This window comes from Cyclobacterium plantarum, assembly GCF_011290685.1.
Taxonomy (GTDB): Bacteria; Bacteroidota; Bacteroidia; order Cytophagales; family Cyclobacteriaceae; genus Cyclobacterium; species Cyclobacterium plantarum.
Window position 1 is genome coordinate 791,761 of record NZ_JAANYN010000001.1, and the last position, 22,777, is coordinate 814,537.

Sequence of the window (22,777 nt, forward strand, 5' to 3'; positions counted from 1 at the left end):
GCATTTCAATGAAACATTTGTAACCCCCAGATTTAGAAAATGGAAAGGCAGCACGAGCCATTGGTCTCCGTAATTTGTACCTGTCACAATCAGGGGGCTTATGTGATTCAGGCCCTGAACAGTGTTTTGGACCAGTCCTATAAAAAGGTGGAAATTTTCATCATTGACAACGGCAGCAGCGATGAGTCCGAAAAACTGATTTCGACCTGGATACAACAGCATGAAAACCGAATTTCAATCCATCACCGGTTTTATGAAAGTCCGGTCAATTACTGCCAGGCCTTTAATGCAGCCCTTGCATTCATCAAAGGGGTTTACCTGATAGATTTGGCTGCAGATGATTACCTACATCCTGAGCATTTGTCCAAGGCCCTGGAGCATCTGCTTAAGTCAAAAACAAAGGTGTATTTTTGCAATGCCTTGCTGGAATACCCCGATGGCTCCCATAAGCCTTTCTATCCCTTTCAGCATGCAGGCAAAATTCCGACTGGAGATGTTTTTGCTTCGGTGGTCCGAAAATATGTAATCAGCTCAGTAACACTGGTAATGGAGACCAACTCCTTTTTGAAGGAAGGGGGCTATGACGAAGACCTTTCCTATGAAGATTTTGATATCCTGGTCAGGCTGTCCCGGAAATACCCATTTGTCTATGGGGATTTTATTGGGGTTTATAAAAGGGAATTGCCCGGCTCCTTGTCTACCCGGCAGTATCAGGCAAAGCATTCTGCACTTTTACCCTCTACCCTCAGGGTTTGTGAAAAAATTTATGACTTGGTAGCCAATGAAAAGGAAAGGGAAGCCCTGAAATTCAGGTTGCTGCATGAGATCAAGCATTCGCTTGCCTCTGCTAATTTTAAAGTGGCGGGAGAATTTTTAGCCCTGTACAGGAGGTTGTCCCAAGCAGATCCCCGCTACTTTTTTTTCAGTTTGTGGTATGTGAGCAGACTCGATTTGTCTGGGATGTATACCTGGTGGATCAAAAGAAACAGATTGGGTTAAACCATTCCCGTGATTACTTCCTGCATTCCCTCCAGTCCAAAATATTTATCAGCTTTCTCCACCAGGTCTTTTTCCTCAAATTTTCTTATAAAGTCCAATTGCCGGGTATAAAAAGAAAAATCAAGCCCTTGAAAATGGACCTGCTGAAAATGACTCATCAAGTCAAAGGGACTGCTGAAATTGGCCAACAGGTTTCCGGCAAGGTAATTTCGGATAATTTCTATTTCCTCTTCCGGGACAGGTTCCTGTTTGAGGCGTTGGATTTCCTTATAGACCTCTTGAATTACCTCTTCCCCATATCCTCCTTTCACATCTGCTGCTACCATCCAATAGTTGGATCCATTGAGACTTCCCAGAAAGCTGTTTATCCCATAGGTATAACCCTTTTCCTCCCTGATATTCTTGATCAGGCGGCTTCCAAAATACCCTCCCAGTAGGGTGTTGAATACCGAGAGTGCCAAATAATCCGGATGAGACAAAGGCACCATCCATTTTCCTATTCTGATGCTGGATTGCAGGGCTTCCGGTTTGTGCTCTATCTGCCTTGATTGTGTAATTGGGGAAATAGGGAAAAAATCCATTTTTTCTGCGATTAGTGGCAGGTTATCAAAGGATTCTGCTATGGCCTGCAGTTCCATATCAGATAGATTTCCGGTAACAAACAATTGAGGACTGGATAAAAAACCGTTTTTGTAATAGGCAATCAGGTCTTCTCTGTTTATGGCATCCACATCATTTTCGTTTGCCTGATGGCCAAAAGGGTGGTCTTTGCCGAAGAGACCAGACCTGATCAATTGGTTGGCACGGGCAGATGTCTGTTCCTTTTGAATGCCTATGCTCAATTTTTTTTGTGATTTCTTTTTGACCAGGGATTTTTCAGGAAATGTTGCGGCTGTAAATAAGGTTCTGAAGACCGGTAATACCGCTTTCAGGTGTTTTTGGGTAGTAAGCAAGCTAAGCCCTTGTCTTTCATATCCGGAAACTACCTCTACCTCGGAACCATGAAAATCAAAAAAATCATCCAGGGCATCAGATTTTAGGTCTTTGGTGCCTTCCAGAATCATGTGAAGCATGAAAAAAGGAAGCAATGGTTTGTCAAGGACCGCCTCTGTGTATTGTACAGGAAAGATGACTTCTATTTTGACGGCCAAAATATTTGGAGAAGGCATGAAGTACAAGGGAATACCATTGGACAAGGTCCTGTATTCGGGTGGCGTCAGGGTGATTTGATCAGGAATCTGGTAACCTGGAGCCTGGCTTCGGTTTACCTTCATCTTTCCAGGTTGTACAATAGCGTAAATCTTAAAGTTTCTGCCAAGGGGTGATTTTGAACTTGTGGCACCAGATAGGAGAAATCGAATCCCAATCGGTTAAATTTAAACCCTACACCCATGGTAAAATATCTCCTGCCGCCTTTATTGGGATTTTCATAAAAATACCCTGCTCTTACAGCGAATTTATCATCGTACGAATATTCGGTGCCAAATGCTATCATCAATTCCCTCATTTCTTCACTGAATCCGTCAGGAGCATCAAAAAAGGAACCAAACATCCCACTTAGCAGGGGTCTGGAGGGATCTTTTCCAGCTTCAATATTGGGTTGGTTGGTGTTGGGATCCAAAACCAATTGGCCGTTTTCATCCACCTCATATACGGGTGGTGTAGGGACCATCATTTTATTGAGGTCCAGGGCAAAGGTAATGGTATTCATTTCATCCATTGGTATGCTAAGCGCCGACCCAATTCTTAGGTTTGTGGGAAGATAATCCAGGTCTTCCGCACTGTTATAGGTGATTTTGGGACCGATATTGGAAAGGTTAATGCCCCAGGAAAAGTCCACTTCCTTATCGGAAAGAATAATTTCCGAACTGTGGTAAATACCTACATCTGTACCCACACTTACTCCCGGTCTGCTTTCATTTCCCCCGGCTGAACTCAGGTTTCCGGAAAGGTTGGAATGTATAAACCGGGCACTGATGCCCAGAGATAAGTTGTCTGAAAGTTTTCTGGAATAGGTGCCTCCTATGGCAATATCTCTCGGACTAAAATCACCCAGAGGATTACCCCTTGAATCGGTTAACTGTATATCACCCATATTAAAATACCTCAGGTCGATACCAAAAGCGGAAACATTGTCAATCCTTTTGTATCCGGTAAGGTAATTTAGGGACATGTCCGGAACCAGCCGCCCCAACCATGGTGAATATGATAAGGAAAAACCCATGTCATCCTCAATAAATGCCAGTTTTCCGGCATTCCAGTGTGCCGAATTGACATCCGGAGAGGTTGCCACCCCGGCATCACCCATAGCAGAATGGCGGCTGTCGGGAGCAAAATTAAGAAAGGGTACCGCGGTAATGATCACCCTTCTGTTTTGGTCTTGTCCCGAAAGCTGAGGTATGGAAATTTGTGCATGACTTTCTATTTGAAAAACAGTGAAAGCCAATAAAAAAGTTAAAGATGGAAGAATTTTTGTGTTTACTTTCATTGAATAATAATTTTGCCCCCCTTTCTTTCTGAAGCACCGTCTTCTTCAGATTGAAGATTAATTTCGTAAAGATAAGTTCCTTTTGCCGGATATTTGGTTTTGCTTTGTAAAAATATCCATTGAATGTCCATTATGGACCGTTCAGCTTTTGGGAAACGCCGCTGCAATGAAAATATTTCACTTCCGGATAAAGAAAACACCCTCAAATTCAAAATTAAATTTTCTCCGGGTCGATTATGTGTGATTTTAAAGTCAACCTGATCGGTAGCAGGATTTGGGTAGCCTATCACCTCCTCCATTTGCATCCTTTGACTTCCCCTTACTTCAATATTTTTTCTGAGGTTGCTCTCATTTCCGAGGAGATCTCTGGCAGTAACGATCAGTGAGTTTTCACCCTCCTGTAAATCGCTGATCAGGAATTTGATGTATCCCTCCTGAAAACTGCCTGAAAGGGCAGTATAATTCCCGACAAGGGATACTGGTGTTGCATCATTGAGTTGAAGGCTGATGCCTTCGGGATGACCGACCTGTATACCGGATGTGTCCCGCAAATACACCCAGATAAAACTTTGCCTGGAAGAAATAGAGGAGGTATTTACCAGGCTGTCATAAAAAATGATTTCAATGGCCGGCCCTTCATTCTCTGGAGGAATTCCTGACTTATCCGGCCCCAGCAAGATTTCCATTCCTCCAAAAGCTTCTTTGTCCCCTCCTTTATCCAGGGCATATAATTTAATTTTTCCAGGGGCTACAGTGTTGGTGTCCAATTTACCCAGCATCAACTCCCCTTCCAGCTGCCCGTTTTTTACTTGCCCCTGCCCCCTGAACAAAATTTGGTTGTATTCCAGGTAGGAAGTAGATGGCCCTTCGTCACCAAGGGTTTCCCTGCTTCGGGGATAACTTTCAACCCTGATTTCAAATTTTCCATCAAATTGACTGATTTTGGCGGTCGATACCGGATCCCGTACCTCGCCAAAATATTTCAATTTTTGCAAACCTGCCAGGGTATCTGTTTCAATCCCGGATGTAAGGGAAATTAATGAGGTGGTTTTGGCAGTCAGATCAGGGAGATCTGCCATTATGGAAGGATCTCCCAACAGGGAGAAATTCCTGTTTAAAGGGCCATTCAGACTGTTGTTTTTGGTTTTTTTGAAAATTTCCCCCAGCGTCAGCTTACCATTTTCACTGAATACAGCCTCAACAAAGGCTTTGTTCAGGGAATAATTCACACTGCTGAATACGGGGCGGCCTGTAGTCAAAACGGCAATGGCCCCTTTATTGGAAGCCAACAAAAGTTCTTCTGCCCCTGAACGCAGGAAGGGGCTGTCATGCCTTCCAAACTCGCAGGTGGCCGTGACAAAAATGGGATAATGGCCGGTATCCGGCCAGTCTGCTATATCACTGACGCTGAATATATTCTCCGCCGCCCATGTAAGTTCATTACCGTGACCGGTATAATTTACCATCAGCAAGCCTTCCTCCAGTTCCCTGGCAAATGCCGCTTTGGCCATTGGTGCAGTTTGGATATCACCATCCTTTTCCTGATCAAAGTTGTCCAGATACAATTTCCGAAGTTCGAATTCAGGGTGCTTTCCGTTCAGGTAGGAGCTGTGGTTTTCTGCATCATTCAGGTGGATATGGTTGTCTCCATCATCTGCAATAAAAAGCAGCTTTCTTTTCCACTGACCCGGGTTTCCGGTTTGATAATGAATGATTTTATTTACCGCAATGTTAGCTTCGCGGGCATTAATAGCCGGAATTCTACCCACTCCAATATCCAGGAGGTGGTCTCCGGCATCGGTTTCTTCCCATTCGCCCTTTCCGGGTGTTAAAAAACCGAAATAATCATCAGAACCATAAGTGGTTAGTGGATTCAGGCTGTTTCTTGAACTGTAGGTAGGAACAAGGTTGGGCCGGCCTCCTAATTTTTTTTTATAGTCAAAACTTCCTTTACCAAAAAACAAAACATTTTGGAGCTTTTTCCCCTCATGCCATTGTAGGGCCAAAAAGTTTCGGATACTGCTAATGTCCGGGTTGCCATAGCCAAAGGTATCGTAAATGTCCTGTAGGGCGACAAGGGATGAGGGCATGCCAATGTCGTTTTTGAAAGCTGTAAGTCTTTGGGCCGGACCCCAAAGTTCCTCAGCGCTGATAATGATCAAGGAAGGGTATCCGGAAATAAGCTGAGAGCGGTTTTTCACTGATTTTGGCTGAAGTATTTCAGCCGTATTTTCCGGGTCAAAAGCCACCAATTTGCTGGCCTGGGCTTGCAAGGTAGGAGTAGCCTTAAGCTCCCTTACATTATAAAAATCACTAATGTCCCAAAAATGCAACGAAGTACTATTGACCGAATAAACATTTTCGGAAATATTATAATATACTCCTTCCTGCCAATCTGGCCCCAGGTAAGGGAAACCGATTAGTATGTTTTTCAGAAATCCTGCGCCATTTGGATTGGTGGAAGAATAAGTAAACCTTAAGTTAAGCTGATCTCCACTTGCCGGAAAAGGAGTTTGCGATTCAAAAACAGCCTCCCTGCCTTTGATAGCATACCTGCTGTTGGGTATGGAGGGTACATTGATTTCCCCTACTTCTTCTCCGTTTAAAGCAAACCTAAAAAGGCTTTCGCCAAAGGACTGGGCCATCACCTGTACCACAACCGAAAGGTTATCATCTGGCCTTTGTGCTGGTTTGGGAAAGGAAATGGTTTTACTGCCATTGGTAAAGGTACGGAATCCATACCAGGCCCTGCCGGAAGTAAGAATATTGTCTTCTTCAATTTTGAAATGCTCATAGCGATACAAGGGCTGATTGGTGGCCGGCACCTGATCAGAAAAGGTTTCGGAGGAAGCTGGCTTGACAAAGTTTTCAGGGACATTTCCGGTTCCAATTAAATAATGCAGGGTATCTGTATAATGGTGGGGTTCGAAAACTGCCGAATTACCATCCATTAGGATTTGATCTGCCTGGCTTAAAAAAAAGTAGAGGCTATTTCCCATTCTTTTTTGTGGGATCTCCTTAAGTTCAAGTGAGCTGCTATCTACTATTTGCGGAAGCATTCCCGGTATCCCGTAAATGCTGATTTGCTCCAGAGGGCCAAGTCCCCAGTTGGTGGCTTGTTCCTGGCTGATATGGTATACACCTTCTTTGGTAACAGGGAATTTAAAAAATTGCTGTGATATAAGGATTGGACCGTTCAGCAAAAAGAGTAAACCGGTCAAAAAGGTTATTCGCACAAACTCATGTTTCTCCCACATTCTTTTCGAATCTGTTACTTATCAACGACAGCAGGATATAGGACAAAACCGCTATGGGTATACCTGCCCAGCCCCAGAAAATGAGGCTGACGGCTGAAATCAACAACAGCAGGTAGCGGAATAGGTTTTTTTTCCAACTAAAATCCTTGAATTTTAAAGCCAATAATGGAATTTCAGCCGTCAATAGTAACGAAAATATAAGGGTAATGGTTGATAACCACCAGGGGTTTAACAAATAACTGCTCAGAAATGTTGAATTTTCGGCCAATATAGGCAGGGCAGAAAAGAACAAGGCATTAGCAGGGGTCGGTAAGCCGATAAATCGATCTGCCTGCCGCTCATCAATATTGAACTTGGCGAGCCTTATCGCAGATTGTATGCCTATAAAGAAGGCGATGTAGGGAAGAAACGGGTGGGCTTGCCCGGACTGGATTAAAAAAAAGGCAATAAATGCAGGCAATACGCCAAAGGTGACCAGGTCTGCCAGAGAATCCAGTTGTTTGCCTATATCACTTTGTACCTTTAGCCATCGTGCTGCAAAACCATCAAAAAAATCCAAAACAGCCGCAGCTAAGATAAAATAGAAACCATAGTAAGGTCCATTATGTACTACATACAGAATCCCCAACATGCCTGACAATAAATTCAAACAGGTGAGGGTATTGGGGATATGTTTTTTTATGTTCAATGCGTTATATTTTCCCCTACAAAAGGGTTGGTTTTCTTTTCTTCCCCGATGCTCGTTTCCGGACCGTGGCCAGGATAAACGGTAACTTCATCGGGCAGGACAAAAAGTTTTGTTTTAATGGCTTGAATCAGGGTTTCATGGTGGCCGCCGGGGAGGTCTGTTCTTCCGATACTTCCTTTAAACAATGCATCACCACCAATACAGCTTTTGGTAAGCTCATCATAAAATACCAGGTGTCCGGGAGAATGTCCAGGTACCCAGATACAAAGCAACTTGTTGTTGCCGAATTTGATCCATTCGCCTTCTTTGATATAATGATCCGCTTTGCTGTCCTGATACTGGGCGAATCCATAGTTGGGAGCGTAACTGCCAACCGCTCTCAGGATTACTTCTTCTTCTTTGTGGTACCAAAGGGGAATATCGTAGGTGTTTTTTACAAAAGCATTACCAAGGACGTGATCAATATGGCAATGGGTGTTCACTAACTTCACAGGTTCAAGCCCATTGGATGCGATGAAATCAAACAATTCGCCTTTTTCCTGCTTCTCATAGCATCCCGGATCAATGATCAGGGCTTCCCGGGTTTCATCGTAGAGCACATAAGTGTTTTCTGCGAAAGGGTTGAATGTAAAGGATTTAATTTGTAGCATGGTAAATAGATAGCAGTTAGAGGTTCAAAATAACAAAGAATGATTTAATTTCAGGCATGAAAGTGGATTTTTTACTTATTGGTCAGGGTCTCGCTGGTACGATACTCTCTTACCGGCTTCTTGAGGCTGGATACAAGGTTCATCTCATCGATGATGCACATCCCTCCAGCAGCAGCAAGGTTGCAGCAGGATTGTACAATCCTGTCACAGGTAGAAAATTGGGAAAAACCTGGCTGGCGGATATATTGTTTGATGAGATCGAACCGTTTTATAAAGAGATGGAGGGGTTCTTAAAGCAAAAAATTTTGCATCCCATAGGGATTTACCGGCCCTTTATTTCTTTTGAGGAACAAAATGAATGGTTGGCCAAAAGTGCTGATGAACAATATACCGGATTTATAGAAAAAGTGATCACTGGCCCCCAATTTCCAGGAGTAAGGGATGATTTGGGTGGACTTTTGTTAAAAAAATCCGGTTATGTAGACATCAAAAGCCTGCTTAAAGCCTATCGGTCCTGGGTGAAGAAGCAAGGCATGTTGACAGAAGTACGGTTTTTACCCGGGCATTTAAAAAGAAATCCTGAAGGGACATGGCAGTACGGGCAATTAGAAGCAAAAAACCTGGTTTTTACAAACGGTGTACAGGCAAAGGATTCCAGTTTTTTCAATTGGCTGCCATTTACCCCTGTCAAGGGAGAAATTCTTACTGTGAGGCAGGAATTTCATTCACGGGAAATAGTAAACAGAGGGGTATTTAGAATTGACATGGGAAATGGGCTGGGTAAGGTTGGCGCTACCTACGACAACCAAAATGTGGACTTAATACCAACGGATTCAGGAAAAAGGGAAATTCTGGAAAAACTTGGACAGTTGATTCCAGCAAAAGTAATAGAGGTCACCGATCAACAGGTTGGCATCAGACCAGCGACCATTGATAGAAAACCCATGTTGGGAAAACATCCATCAGAGGAAAACGTTTACATCTTCGGGGGATTGGGAGCTAAAGGTGTTTCGTTAGCCCCTTATTTTAGTAAAAATATGGTGGAATTTTTGGTTCGTGGGGAGGAACTTCAAAAAGAAGTGAACATAAATCGATTTTTTAAGTATATTTAAGATATTGGAAAATAATTTCTTAGGCAGGTAAATGAGACTTAAAAATCTAGCACTTATTTGGTTATTGGTCTTTTGTGGCAGTAGCGGAACGCTCCTGGCCCAGTTTGATCAAGAAAGATTTGGTAAAAATAGGATTCAATACAAAGAAAAGGATTGGTATTATTTTACCTCCAACAATTTTGAGGTTTACTATTATGACGGAGGACAAACCAATGCCCGAAGGGCGATTGATTTTTTGGAGGGTGAATTTGATAATTTAACGCAGTCTATCGGGTATGTGGCTTACACCAAGCCAAAAATTTTCATTTACAATTCCAATCAGGAATTGCTGCAGAGCAACCTTAATCTCAATGAAAATAATTTTACAGTAGATGGGCAAACCTTTTTCAGCAAACTGCTGGCAGAAGTAGCCTATTCAGGTTCCTGGGAATCTTTCAAAAAGGAGTTACTTTACAATACCTCTAAAATTATCATTGAGGAGATGTTGTATGGCTCGAGTATTTCTGATGCTTTTCAGGCCAATCTGGTAAATAATTTTCCCGATTGGTTTATTGATGGTGCAGCCCTTTATCTTGCCAAGGGTTGGAGCCGGGAAATGGACGATTTTGTCCGACACTACCTACGGGATAATGAAAACCCTAAGCTTTTCAAATTGCAAAATGAAGAGGCTGGTTTGGTAGGGCAGTCTATATGGAATTATATCGTAGAAAAATATGGCAAAAGATACATTTCTAGTATTCTGAACCTCAGTAGGATAAATAGAAATGAAGAAAATAGCATTTCCAATACACTGGGTAGGAGGTTTAAGGATTTCACCAATGAATGGAGAAAGTTCTACACCGATATAAATCAGGATGTATTTCAAAATTTCAAGGATCTGGACGTAAGCAATGTCATTGTAACAACCCCTAAGAACAGGTTTGGTGCCATATCGGGTTTAAGCTTCAGTCCGGATGGTAAACATCTCGCCTACATACAAAATACCGAAGGAAAATTCAAAGTTAAAATCAGGGAATTAAATAGTAACAGGGAGAGGGTAATTTTCAAAGGAGGGTATTCTTCTTCCGAGCAAGAAGCAGACTATTCCAGTCCGGCCATCGCCTGGCGTGACACGCTGAACCTGGTGATAGCCACGTTCAAAAGAGGGGTGACAACCCTGAGGATGCGGGCAATTGATGGCAGTAGCCAGGATAAAATATTTCTGAGAAATATTACACAAATTTTGGACCTGGATTTTGCACCGAATGGTCAAACAATGGTGCTTTCCGCAATCAATAACGGGCAAACTGATATTTACACGCTCAATATGAGGGGGCAGGGTAGGAGAATTACCAATGATGTTTTTGATGACCGTACCCCTATTTACCTCAATGATTCAACAATAATTTATTCTTCAAACAAAACAGACCTTCCGGATAGTTTGATGACAGGGGTAATAGATGTGAACAATCTTCCAGATTATTACAATTTGTTTCAATTGGATCTTGGAGATTCCATTTCGGAGAAGCGGTTAACCAATCTGAATCACATCAACTTGCTTCCTAAGAAGTTGAATAATGCCACCATTCTTCACCTTAGTGAGCAAAGTGGCATAACCAATATCATGAGGTTGGGACTGGGAAGCAATATTTCCAGTCAGGTTTCTGCATTCAATAAAAGTCTGGAATCTTTTGACTATGATGTCGAAAACAACAAATGGGCCTATTCCGTAAGGGATGGCAGGCAAAGCATGCTGGTCTTGGAAACCTTTCCAAATATGGACCAGTTTACTCCAAGTACCCCTAGAATTCAGTTAAAGCAAGCCAAAATGCTTAATGAACGGATTTCTAATCGCAGGATTCAACGAGGAGAAGAAGAGGATCCTGAAGCAGAAGATCGGGAAACGGAAGAAATATCAGTCGCTCCTTCCATCAGTGAGGAGAATTTAGCACCGGAGGTCACAGAAGCGGACACAAGCCTTTCCGGCATCAATTTGGAGAGCTTGATGTTGGGAGATGTGGTGCCAGATACTTCAGCAATGCAGCCTATGGAGACACAGCAGCCGGTGCTTCAGGATACCATTCCCCAATCAGAGGCACCTTTGACTGGAGCCATAAATGTGGATAGACTCCGGTTTGAGAGGGAAGGGGGATTGGATACCGATAATTATGTTTTCGATACGATACCATCCTTGTATGGGCAGGAGTCATCAAGGGCCGAGCAGGAAGACACTTCTCTTGCCGAAAGAAGAAGTAATATTTTAGACGCTTTCAGACAGCAGAATATGGTCAAAAGGGTACAAGGGCCCAGGAATTATATTCCTCAATTTATAACCACTAGTTTGAACACTTCTTTTGTAGTGGATCCGCTGCGGGGTTTTGGGATTAATCTAAGTGGTAGAATGACAGATCTGCTGGACAATCATTCCATAAGAGGTGGTATCATGGCTGCCATGGACTTTAGGTCAGGGAGTGACATCCATTTTGAATATGAATACCTGAAATACCGACTTGATTTCAGGGGTAGATTTGATCGGAGGGCTTTGATCATGAGAGAGGGAAACCTGACTGAACAGAAGTATGTCCTCACCAAATCAGAAGTAGGGGTATCTTACCCCTTATCCGTAAACACCAGAGTGAGTTTATCACCATTTGTAGCTAAATCACAGTATTTTAATTTAAATCCGGATTCGATATTGAGAGGGGGAGATGGTCCGCAAAGCCGGCTCGATATCAATTACGCCGGTGGCAGGGCCGAGTTGGTGGTCGATAAGACCAGGCAGCTTGGACTTTATATGGAACAAGGCTTGAAAGGCAAAATAGGAATGGTTCATTATCAGGGTTTAAACCTCTCCGAGCGTTCTTTTAGCAATGTATACCTTGATATTAGAAATTATCAAAAAATCCATAAGAACATCACCTTTGCGACCCGCTTATTCGCAGGAAGTTTCTTCGGCAATAACCCCCAAAAATACCTGGTGGGTGGTATGGACAACTGGTTGTTTAATCAGTTTTACCAGCCTCCTACAAACCGTCCTGAGGTATCGCCTCTCCGTAATGAAAATTGGGTGGAAAACTCTAATTTGCTGTTTGCGGAGTTTGTAGACCTGCGGGGTTTTGATTACGATGAAATAAGAGGAAACAATGTGATAACTTTCAGTGCGGAATTGAGAATTCCTTTGTTTTCCTACCTATCCAGAGGAAATATTACCTCAAATTTCGTTAGAAACTTTCAATTGGTAGGCTTTTATGATACAGGCTCCTCCTGGACTAACTCCGCTCCCTGGGAACGGGTGAATGATCAGAATACAGAAATCATCAATACGGAAGGTTCTCCCTTTGTGATTACCTTGAATAATTTCAACAATCCCTGGTTGCAGAGCTATGGAGCAGGAATAAGGACGGTTTTACTCAACTATTATGTGAAGGTGGATGCTGCCAGGCCTATCAGGAATTATTCAGTAGAAAAGACGAGATTTTATGTAACTTTGGGGTATAATTTTTAATTACCAAATCTTTTTTAACATGATAAAATCAATGACAGGTTTTGGTCTTGCAGCCTTTGAGGACCAGGATTATTCCATTCAGGTTGAAGTCAAAACCCTCAATTCCAAGTTTCTTGATCTCAGTTTCAGATCTCCAAAACAGTTTTCAGATAAAGAAACAGAAGTAAAAACCCTGGTGACAGGTGTCCTTGAAAGAGGCAAAGTGAATGTTTCGGTAGATTTCATTTCCAAAAAGGAAGACGAGCTCCCTATAGTGATTCAGGAGGAATTGTTTGAGAAATATGTTCGGAAATATTCAGACATGGCCAAATCTGTGCGGATAGAAACACCTGAGTTGTTTAAACTGGCACTGCAATCTCCCAATGTGATTTTATCCAACACCGAAAAATCAGATTCAATAGCCTCCTGGGAGAAAGTAAAAGAAGTCTTGGAAAATGCCTTGCAGGATTGTGATGATTTCCGCAGAAAAGAAGGGGATGTATTGATGAGAAAATTCAGGGAGAGTTTACATTTAATCGAAGGAAGCCTTGAGCATATTCAGGAATTGGTCCCCAAACGTAAAGAGCGTTTGGTAAATAAAATAAAAAATAACTTTTCAGACTGGGTGAAAGAGCAAGCTTTTGATGAAAACAGGTTTGAACAGGAACTGATTTATTATTTTGAAAAACTTGATATTTCAGAAGAAATAGTTAGACTGGATGCACACCTGAAGTTGTTTGCCGCTGTTTTGGATTCCGATCGCTCGGAAGGCAAGAAAATGGGTTTCGTAAGTCAGGAAATGGGAAGGGAAATCAATACCATTGGGTCCAAGGCCAATGATGCAGCCATACAACACCATGTAATCAACATGAAAGACGAATTGGAAAAGATAAAAGAACAGGCTTTAAATATTCTTTAAAAAGGCAGTCTGGTCTTTACCTGGCTGCAAACTTAATCAATTCTTGTAAATCAATAAGGTCCAGACTTTTTTCATGTGTAGCTTCAAGCACAACTTTGGGAGCAACTCCCGCATGGTAAGCCTGAATCCATCGTGTCAGGCAGAGACACCATTGGTCACCCGGTTTTAATCCGGGAAAATCAAATCCGGGTCTGGGGGTGCTTAAGTCATTTCCTACAGATTGGCTAAACTCAAGAAAAGCTTCACTCATGATAGCACAGACAGTATGGGTTCCTGTATCTCCCTTTCCTGTCCTGCAATAACCATCTCTAAAGTACCCTGTTACCGGCTTAAAACAGCAGGGAGTAAGGGCTTGTCCGAAAACATTATTAGGCATAGATAGCAGTGGATTAAATAAAAAATGCCATAGATGGGATATCTATGGCATTTTAACTGATTATCAATAGAATTTAATTAACTCAATTGGAACCTGATAGGTAATCTCATTTTTACCCTTACAGGACGGCCTCTTTGTCTTCCTGGTTCCCAGGCGGGAGCATTTCTAACAACTCTCATGGCTTCTTCATCGCATCCGCCACCAATTCCCCTAAGGATATCTACATCTTGTATGGAACCATCTGTATTAACGACGAATACGACGTACACGGTACCCTCTATGCCCATCCTTCTTGCCTGAGTCGGGTATTTAAGGTTTTTGGATAAGTACTTATTCCAACCTTCCATTCCTCCCGGAGGGGTAGGCATGTTTTCCACCACGTCAAAAATCTCGTCAGCTTTCTCTTCAACTGGAGCTTCCGCAATCTCAACTTCCTTGATTACAGTTTCTTCCTGTACATCCACATCGAAATTTACCTCGATTTTTTCTTCAATCTCCACTTCATCAGGGATTTCCTTGATTTCAGGTTGTTCCACTGGAGGTGGCGGTGGTGGCGGTTGTTCCGTAATTGGAATGTCCAGCAATTCTTCAAAATCATCATCGATCGATCCCAGATCTTTGAGCAGGCCATCATCATAGGACCTGTATTCAAAGGCAAATAGAACCAGACCAACACTGACCATCAAGCCAAGATTCAGGAACATGCCTGTTTTCTTGGTCAGATCAGCTTTGGGTGTCTTTTTAGCTTCCATGTTATAACTCCTTTTAATTTGTTGATTCAGCTTTTAATTTACAAGTAACAATCATAACAAATTATTTTTATTTATACAAGAATGCTACTCTTCTTATTCATGTAAACAAAAATAATTGTTCCGATAGTTCCCCCCAATATATTGGTCACAATATCCAGATAGTCAAACGACCTGCCTGGCACTAGTATTTGCAAGTACTCTGTAAAGATAGCTATAAAAATCCATAAAACTAAGTAATTAGTAAACTTTTTTTGTTTTTCCCTGCTTTCTTCCGGAAGTTGCAATCTGATGACCCTGTTCCATAAGAAAGCCATACCTGAAAACATGCCAAAATGGATCAATTTATCCGAGCCGTAGAATTTCGGGATATCCGGTACTTCACTGCCCGGACTAAACAAGGCGTATGCCATGCCAAGTGACCAGACCAAAGCAGGAATCAATGGATGCTTCAAAAACGACCTATTGTCCAATTATAGCAGTGTACTCTTCAGGAGACAACAAAGAATGAGTTGTACCTTCTTCTATTTTGATTTTGATCATCCAACCCGCTCCATAAGGATCATCGTTGACCAATTCCGGCGAATCTTCCAGCTGCTCATTCAATTCCACAACCTCACCAGTTATCGGCATAAAGAGGTCAGAAACGGTTTTTACTGCCTCTACAGTACCAAAAATTTCACCGGTCTCCAGACTTTCGCCTACGGTATCGACTTCTACAAAAACAATATCGCCCAATTCTTTCTGGGCGAAGTCCGTGATACCCACGGTAGCAATATTTCCTTCAACGCTGACCCATTCATGGTCTTTGGTGTATTGTAGTTCTTTTGGAAAATTCATTTTTTATCAGTTAACGGTTCAAAAATACGATGTTTCTGGATAGGACAAAATTATTCACTCAAATTAAATGTCAATTGGCCGCCAAATGAGGTGGAACTTCTGCGGAATGCGGTGGATACTTTAGGATCATTGATGGTTCGGTCGAAGTAAAATTGAATGTTGAGTTTTTGATTGACTACATATCCAATGCTGGGCCTGAACTGTATGTTAAGGTTTCCATTGGTCAGGGTGCTTTCCCCTTCAATTTTCCTTTGTACGGTATTGGTGTCTACGATGCTGGTAGAAATCCTTATAGTAAGGTCATTGTTGAGCACTTCCTGCCGCCCCTGTATCTTGAATGGCACCTTCACCCCGGCCTTGGTGTAACCCAGATTAAAGCGGAAATCCTGGCTGTTTTGTTCGGTGACCTGGGCGTTGGAAAAATTCAAACCAATATTCCTTTCCGTATTGTATTCAAAACTGATGTTCATGCGGTCTTTGGTGAGCAAATCCACCCCGATAAGGGGTGCAAATCTCTCTGAAATTACCACATCATTTAAAATAAAAATGGGTATATAAGAACCGAACTCGTCTGTCATACTGGGCATGGGAAGTTGCTGTAGGGTGTTGTACAATTCCAAACCTTCCTGATAAATGAGTGCATTGGAGAAATTACTTACTTCATATAAAGATGAATAATTATGGGTCAGGTTAATGGAAGAGAAATAGTCACTTAAAGCCGGAAGCCTTGCCAAACCCCGGTATTCCACCCTCCAGTTTGGCAAGGGGAATTCAGGAAATGGATTCAAGTCTATTGCAGAGGCGGTCTTCCCAGAATAGGCGGCCAGAAATGCAGGGATCAATACGTTCTGCCCGTTGATTTCATAGGCCCCACCGGGATTTTCAACTTCCAACCGGGATTGTATGATGCTCCGGTAATTTTCAAAGTCTGTAAAAAGAGGGGAGACATTTTGTGTGTCCTGCCGTTTAAATACCGTTTTTAAAACGTTATAGCTGATGCTATAGGATCCCATCCGGTTTGGATTAACCGAAGTAAAATCTTCTGTACCGGGCCCGGTTCTTCTGAATATTTCGCTGTAATCTCCATTTTCTCTCTTCCGAAGCTCCATGGTAAGTCTAAAGTCCTTTAATGGCTCAACCAATGAGCTAATCTGCAGGTTTTTTGATTGATTCTGGCGAAATGCCTGGGTAAGGGAGGTACTGGCCGCCAAAACACCACGATTGGCCAAATCAAATCTGATATCGCTGTTTTGGCTTCCCAGAAGGAAACCCAAACCAGGGTTCAAAAAACTCCTGTCCATACCGAATAGCCCAGTATTGGGCAGATATCCCGGAAGAAATGTGCCCTCCGTAATTCGGTAACTGAAATTGACTTCTTTAACCATCATCAGAAATCTCAATAATTCAGCTCCAAATCCTTCGGTTGAAATTACCTTTTCTTCCTCTTCATCACCCGCTTCTTCAGCATCGGTATTTTGAGGAGCGGGCCTTCCGGGAATATTTGGCCGTTTAGGAGCATTGAGGGCATTGAGTCGTTTGTTTTTGTTGTACAGTTGTACCAAATCCAATTTGCCTGAGACCGACCTGTCTCTTGTATTCTGAATGACATTTCCCAGGGTATCCTTTTGTCCTATGGCTCCGGTAATCCAGCTGTAGGTCGCCTCATACCTTAAATCTGCACTGATCCAGTTGGTGAGGGGGGATTTGTCCAGCGGTAACCTGTAGTTGGCCACAGCCTGCTGGTTGTAGTTGGTCGTTCTTCCCAGGTTTTTGATGTTGTTTCGCAAGGAATCCAACTTGCCTTCGGTATCCAGGTCTCCTTCAGGTTCGTCCACGATGGCATTGACGCTGGAATTGACATCGAACGACAGGTTTTCGGTAAGGTCCCAATTGAGGCTGTAAAAACGGTTGATGTAAAAGCTTTTTTGAAAAAGTGGATCCACTCCTGCGGTACTCAGCTGGTCGTTGCGGTTTTGGGTACGCATAAACCGCCGGTCTACATCTAACCTGGCAGAAACAAGGCTGGGCGCAAAGTTGATGTTAAAATCCCGGATCAACTGCAGGTGGTCACTTCTCAGAAAGCCCATTTGTTTAAATGGTTCTACGATAAGTGGATCAGGCTGATAGCTGTAGGCGATACTTCCCCTGTAGGTTTCAAAAATATAGCTTTCCAACTGAATATTGCTTTGCCTTACTGAGCCGTAAGCATATGAAAAGGAGAAATTTTCCAGGTCATAAAGGCGGTTGGTTTCTTTATCGGGATTCTTTATTTTCCTGACATTGTTCAGGCTGAAATTTTTTCGCTTGGACTGGTCCAGGACGAGGTTTTGATAAGCTTCCCGCGCTGCGTCTGACTGAAATTTTTGTAATGCTATTTCAAAAGGAACATCAGGATTTAACGGATCAAATTCTGGTTTGGTAGTGGAATTTTCCACACTGATGTACATGGGGATACTAACGCCCAGTCCCTTTGGCAATATTTTGTCCACATTGATATTTGCCGAGATATCGTACTGGGTAGTAGCCTCTCTGGCCCTTTCCGAAAGCCGGGTTTCCAGTCCGCCAAAACCAAAGGTATTGTGCCTGATAGAGGAGGATACTGTTGCCACATCAGCTATTTGGGCGTTTAATCTGGCATTGGCTGCCCATCCTGAAGATTTGTTAAAGTCTGTTGCCCGTAATTCATTGGCCCATACACATACAGATTTGCTGACACCTCCTGTGTTTCCCGGATTTCGGATGCCTATCATCATGCCCTGGATAAAATTCAATTCAGGGCGTCCCACCACGGTTACTTTATATTGCCGCACCTGGATAGAGTAGGGGAGGTTTTGAGGTCGCTGGTTGTTGTCCCTTTCTGCTTTTACCCCAACAATTTCATCTATTCCGATATCGATTTCGTTTTCCAAAGGCCAGATCTGCCTGGGATCCCGCGTCCCTGATGGTGTGATGAATAAGGGGACTTCTATTTCATAATAATTGTCCGTATAATCGGTTCCTATTCTCAAAAAGCCCGTCAATTCTCCGTCATTGGCATCCTGGCTATGGGCATGGAGAAACATTTTGAGCCTTCCATATTGCACCAGATCCTGGCTTACATTTTTAAACACAGCCCTGGAATCCCTGCTTTGCAGGTTTTCCACACAAAGCCTCAGGGATTGTTCATTTAGTTGTCGTTCCACGGTGGAGGTGTTGTCCCTGTCTCTGAAAATCCCCGGAGGCAAAACATAAGGACTTTGATTTTCACTTCCCTGTCCGTTTTCTTCAATATTAACAACACCTACTGTAAAATTTGAATTATCAGGTTCGGGAATTTCAGAAAAAGTTTTATCAAAAAGGGATTCCTGGAAAATTCGCCATTGACTACCAACCAACCTGAATTGGCCCATTCTCAAAACCACGGGCTGCTGGAAGTCGGTGAGGTAGGTTCGGATAAAACGGATAGATTTAAAACCGGAGATGTTTCCATAGGTAGCGTCAGGTTGCCTTACCGGAATACGGAAGAGGTACCAATCCACTTCTTCACCATTTTCCACATGAGTGACACGGTCTACAATATTGTTTTCTCCCACCTCAAGACCACTGGGCCGAAGGTCAATCTCATACTCGTAGTAACTTTCTACTTCGTTGATGGTATTGTCATTGTTCAGATCCTCATTGTCCGGCACATTAGACCCTGATGGTGTGTAGGCCAGGTTGGTGTTGGCGGTGATGGGTGTATTGCCTTCCAGTCCATTAAATTTTTTATATCTCTCCAGTATTTTAACATCATTCTGATCAAATTCTTCATCCAGGTAATATTGGAAATTATCAGCGGCGGGATCTTCCATGATCGTTTCCATCGCCTGAGGGGTTACGTTCAACCTGTTGAGGAATCGATCTTCGTAAAATGAAGCTTCTTCAGTATTGCTTAATCCGTTCAGCCCCACATCCTGATTTTCCCTGGCTTCGGGTGAATTGTCAAATGCAGGGGTCAGAAACTGCTGATTGGTGATTCTGCCCCATTCATTGGCAGTGGTTCTGTCTTCAGAACCATCGGCAGGGAGGCCATTTTCAAAGGCATGCCTGCCGTCGACGATTACATCCTCGGATATCTCTCCCAAATTGAATACCAATTTGCCGCCGGTGGTATTGTTTTCATTGAAAATACCATCCAATACCCTGCCATTTGGCCCTGAAATAAAAGGGTCCATCAGCCAGAATTCTATGTATTCGATATTGGTTCGGTCGAAATCTACTTCCGAAGTAATGGCCCTGGTCACTCCGCCATAATTTTCTCTGGGGTTTGGCAATAAGCCTGATGCATCCAGATCTGGATTAAAATTATACATGCCCCTTTCATGCGGGAAATAGGCCATTTCAAAGAGGGGTTCAGGCGTAATCAATACATCTCTGTTTCTTCCCCTGAAAATTTCCTGGGGCAAGACCCTTCTGACATAATGATTTCTACGGTCATCATTGGTGATGTTGGGAGGGACTCCCCGACCCGCAGGCCGGTAAAATACATTATCTATGGTATACCAGGAAAGCCGGGCTCTTTTGTAGGCATTGCCCAATCGGTCTTCGGTCTGCTGACTTAAGTCAAATTCATTGTCGTTGGTGGCGGGAGTGGTGGCCAGGTTCCAGGTCTGGGGAGCTGAACCCAGATTAAAGGGAATGATGGCCGTTTCAAAATCATCAATGTAGGAAGCCCCTTCTCCATCTACCTGGTTGGAGGTGCCCGGTATCAGGTGCGCAAATTCCCCATTGAATTGCACCAATGAGGCCTCCTTGGTCTCTGTAAACGGAAGCGCATCGGCCAGTTTGGTAAGAAACAGGGATTCCTCATCATAATTCACGTCAAGGCCCCATAGTGAATTCCTCAGGGTCTCGTTACCGGTAGCAATTCTGGAAATATTGGGCCGTTCATTCAGGTAAAGAAAGGTACCACCTATGTTGAAGTTTTCATTGACCATGTAATCCAGACGGGTGCCCAGCAAGCTTCGTGTTTGAAAGGATACCAAATCGGCTTTTTCAAAACTGACACTGATTCTTTTCCCGGATTGAAGGATGCCTTCGTTAATGATCACGACCCGTCCGATATTGTAATCTACTGTGTAATCTACACCTTCCGTCAGCGGGATATTTCCGGCAGTGACCAATACGGAGCCTTCACTGATATTGAGTCCGGGCAGCATGATTTCAGACGCAGAACCTGAAGTAAAACTCCCCTTTAGAAAGTATTTGTTCAGCCGGGTGACCAGTTCAGCATCTGCCTGAGTGGTACGGTAGAGGGTATCATAGACAAACTTTTCCTTAAGGTTGACTTCAGAAGGGAGGAAATTTTCTTCAAGTGTGCTTCCAAATGGCTCTAAAACCGGAAAAATAACCAAACCTTGATCCGGAACGATGGTCAGCCCCTGCACATAGTCAAAATTACCATCAGGTTGGGGATCATTCTGCGGATTTAAGTTGTCCAGTTTAAGCAGGCGGATAAGGGGAATATCCTTGACATTCTGCCCCTCCAGTAAACTTGGGTTGTCCAGGCCTGTTCGGTCATCCCGGTAAATGATCTGAAGCTGAAAGCCCTCTTTCTGAATTTGGTTGGCATTCAGGTTGTAAATGTTTTTCATCATCAGGTCCCAGGTTGGGATACGGGTGTTGATCCTGGCTGGTCGCAGCATTTTGAGGAAAATCACATTGTCTTCGGGCCTGTTTTGGTAGTCTTCCGTCAATTCACCTACCTTATAGCTCTGACCATTATAGGTGTATTCGTAAGAAACGGCAATGACCTCATCGTTTTGAAGTTTTCTGGATAAGCTGAGATACCCCAGCTGCCGGTGAAAGGTATATTCGTTTTCTGCCAGTTTACGGGCACCGTTGATTTGTTCAAATTCCACTCCTCTTTCCAGTCCCAAATCAGTACTGATGGCATTGGCAGCGGTCTCAAAATCCCTGTAGGCGGTGTTGTTCCTAAGGGTATTAAACAATTCATTGGCACCATTGGCAGCAGGAGATTGGGGGTTTCCCTGGCCTATTCCCGGATTTTCCGGATTATAGATCCGCTGTCCTTCTCCCAGGTCCATGAAGGCAGCGAAGTTTCTTAGCGTCTGCGTGTTATTGGCCCTGTTCATGATATATACCTCTACCCGGGTTATTTGTACTCCGGAAAGCACCTGAGGCAATCCTCTCAACCACCTTTCAAAATTATTGCGAAAAAAATGGCTCAGGAAAAAATGCCTGTTTTCATCATAAGCCGATGCCCTTACTTCAAATGGCCTTCCCTGATTCCCCCCTTCGAGTACTATTTCATCCCTTCTCCCTCTTTGGGTAGAGGCTACTGTAGTCATGAAAAGCTTGCCAAACTGCATTTGGGTTTTTACGCCAAAAAGGTTTTGAGCTCCCTGGATCAGGCTGTTTTGAACCGGCATGCTGACGTTACCGATTTCAATGGTTTTTAAAATATCTTCTTCAAAGCCGGCATATTCGACTTTGAGTTGATTTTCAAAATCAAAAGAATTATTGCTGTCAAAATTGGCACCAATACGGACCTTCTGACCCAGCATCCCGTTGACGCTCATTTGGATTTGCTGGTTAAAATTAAAGCCGCCGTTTCTTTGCTGCCGGATGGGTATGGAAGGGTTATCAATTCTGCGGAATATGCCTCCAAAATCCAGATTTACATTACCCGTTGGAACGATGGTGATTTCACTTCCTCCAAAAATCCTGTCAAAGGTGGGACTCATTGTAATCGGAGGGATCAATCCTCTTCCCCCTACAGCACTTTCTCCATCGAGCCCCCGGGACCTGTTCCTCCAGTATTCCTGTCTGATGCGTAATTCCTGCATGCGGGAATAATCCTCAAAATCCAGGGAGTAACCGGGATCCAGGGCCGCTGAATCCTGATTTTGATAGATCCTGTACCTTACTGCTGTATCCACTTCCACTTCTATCCTTTGGTTTCTCTGGGGCCGGAGGAGGAAGGGGGATTGCTTTTGAAGAAAAGGATTCTGGGAAGGATACAGGGGATTGGTATTTAAATCATCCCATAGCAGAAAAGAGGGTAATTCCTTTCTTTTGGACAAGGTATCCAGGCGGTTTGGTAAGGAGTCTGTGGGGTTTGCGGCAGGCTCCTGAAAAGCATGGGCTCCGGACAAGGGCATGCCGAACATCAGGCAAAACATTCCCCCAAAAAGAATGATGTGCTGATGAAATGACTTTATTCTCCAAAAAATATTTGAGAAAGTAAAGGTCAAT

At 43.3% G+C, this 22,777-nt stretch carries 14 protein-coding genes; 4 read left to right on the forward strand and 10 right to left on the reverse strand.

The genetic code is table 11. The features are described from left to right. Positions 1-39 precede the first annotated feature (39 nt). Positions 40-999, forward strand: a complete 960-nt coding sequence (locus G9Q97_RS03310) for a glycosyltransferase family 2 protein (protein WP_166143089.1) — start codon at positions 40-42, stop codon at positions 997-999. Here G9Q97_RS03310 and G9Q97_RS03315 read toward each other — a convergent pair. The 5 genes from G9Q97_RS03315 to G9Q97_RS03335 are packed head-to-tail and all read right to left on the reverse strand — an operon-like array spanning position 996 to position 8,082. After that, positions 996-2,273, reverse strand: a complete 1,278-nt coding sequence (locus G9Q97_RS03315; RefSeq protein WP_166143091.1) for a M16 family metallopeptidase — start codon at positions 2,271-2,273, stop codon at positions 996-998. The two genes, G9Q97_RS03310 and G9Q97_RS03315, sit on opposite strands and share 4 nt — an antisense overlap. Next, positions 2,270-3,487: a type IX secretion system outer membrane channel protein PorV gene (porV, locus tag G9Q97_RS03320; protein ID WP_166143093.1), complete on the reverse strand. Its 1,218-nt coding sequence runs from the start codon at positions 3,485-3,487 to the stop codon at positions 2,270-2,272. The genes G9Q97_RS03315 and porV overlap by 4 nt, the downstream gene beginning before the upstream one ends. Beyond that, the gene (porU, locus tag G9Q97_RS03325) at positions 3,484-6,744 is read right to left on the reverse strand and encodes a type IX secretion system sortase PorU (protein ID WP_166143095.1); all 3,261 of its coding nucleotides are present in this window, start codon (positions 6,742-6,744) and stop codon (positions 3,484-3,486) included. Before porU ends, porV begins: the two co-directional genes overlap by 4 nt. After that, a complete protein-coding gene (pssA, locus tag G9Q97_RS03330) occupies positions 6,728-7,432 on the reverse strand; it encodes a CDP-diacylglycerol--serine O-phosphatidyltransferase (protein ID WP_166143097.1) in 705 nt (234 codons plus the stop codon). The genes porU and pssA overlap by 17 nt, the downstream gene beginning before the upstream one ends. After that, positions 7,429-8,082, reverse strand: a complete 654-nt coding sequence (locus G9Q97_RS03335) for an MBL fold metallo-hydrolase (protein WP_166143099.1) — start codon at positions 8,080-8,082, stop codon at positions 7,429-7,431. Before G9Q97_RS03335 ends, pssA begins: the two co-directional genes overlap by 4 nt. 56 nt (positions 8,083-8,138) lie before the next feature. On the opposite strand from G9Q97_RS03335, the gene G9Q97_RS03340 reads away from it, so the two are divergent. Genes G9Q97_RS03340 through G9Q97_RS03350 form a run of 3 tightly spaced genes read left to right on the forward strand, consistent with a single transcriptional unit; the run spans position 8,139 to position 13,576 of the window. Beyond that, complete coding sequence (locus G9Q97_RS03340; protein ID WP_166143101.1) at positions 8,139-9,194, forward strand: NAD(P)/FAD-dependent oxidoreductase; 1,056 nt, start codon at positions 8,139-8,141, stop codon at positions 9,192-9,194. A gap of 31 nt (positions 9,195-9,225) precedes the next feature. After that, complete coding sequence (locus G9Q97_RS03345; protein ID WP_166143103.1) at positions 9,226-12,678, forward strand: PD40 domain-containing protein; 3,453 nt, start codon at positions 9,226-9,228, stop codon at positions 12,676-12,678. A 19-nt stretch (positions 12,679-12,697) separates the two neighbouring features. Then, positions 12,698-13,576 carry a YicC/YloC family endoribonuclease gene (locus tag G9Q97_RS03350; protein ID WP_166143105.1) on the forward strand — a complete coding sequence of 293 codons (879 nt, stop codon included), beginning with the start codon at positions 12,698-12,700 and terminating at the stop codon, positions 13,574-13,576. A 16-nt stretch (positions 13,577-13,592) separates the two neighbouring features. Here G9Q97_RS03350 and G9Q97_RS03355 read toward each other — a convergent pair whose 3' ends face one another. From G9Q97_RS03355 to sov, 5 genes are all read right to left on the reverse strand, one after another. Beyond that, a complete protein-coding gene (locus G9Q97_RS03355) occupies positions 13,593-13,952 on the reverse strand; it encodes a DUF2237 family protein (protein ID WP_166143107.1) in 360 nt (119 codons plus the stop codon). Between the two features lie 77 nt (positions 13,953-14,029). Then, on the reverse strand, positions 14,030-14,704 hold the full coding sequence (locus tag G9Q97_RS03360; protein ID WP_166143109.1) for an energy transducer TonB: 675 nt from the start codon (positions 14,702-14,704) through the stop codon (positions 14,030-14,032). A 71-nt stretch (positions 14,705-14,775) separates the two neighbouring features. After that, on the reverse strand, positions 14,776-15,156 hold the full coding sequence (locus tag G9Q97_RS03365; RefSeq protein ID WP_246255376.1) for a VanZ family protein: 381 nt from the start codon (positions 15,154-15,156) through the stop codon (positions 14,776-14,778). Between the two features lie 7 nt (positions 15,157-15,163). Continuing rightward, the gene (gene gcvH, locus G9Q97_RS03370) at positions 15,164-15,541 is read right to left on the reverse strand and encodes a glycine cleavage system protein GcvH (protein ID WP_166143112.1); all 378 of its coding nucleotides are present in this window, start codon (positions 15,539-15,541) and stop codon (positions 15,164-15,166) included. Positions 15,542-15,591: 50 nt separating this feature from the next. Continuing rightward, complete coding sequence (gene sov / locus G9Q97_RS03375; protein ID WP_166143114.1) at positions 15,592-22,704, reverse strand: T9SS outer membrane translocon Sov/SprA; 7,113 nt, start codon at positions 22,702-22,704, stop codon at positions 15,592-15,594. Between the last annotated feature and the right edge of the window lie 73 nt (positions 22,705-22,777).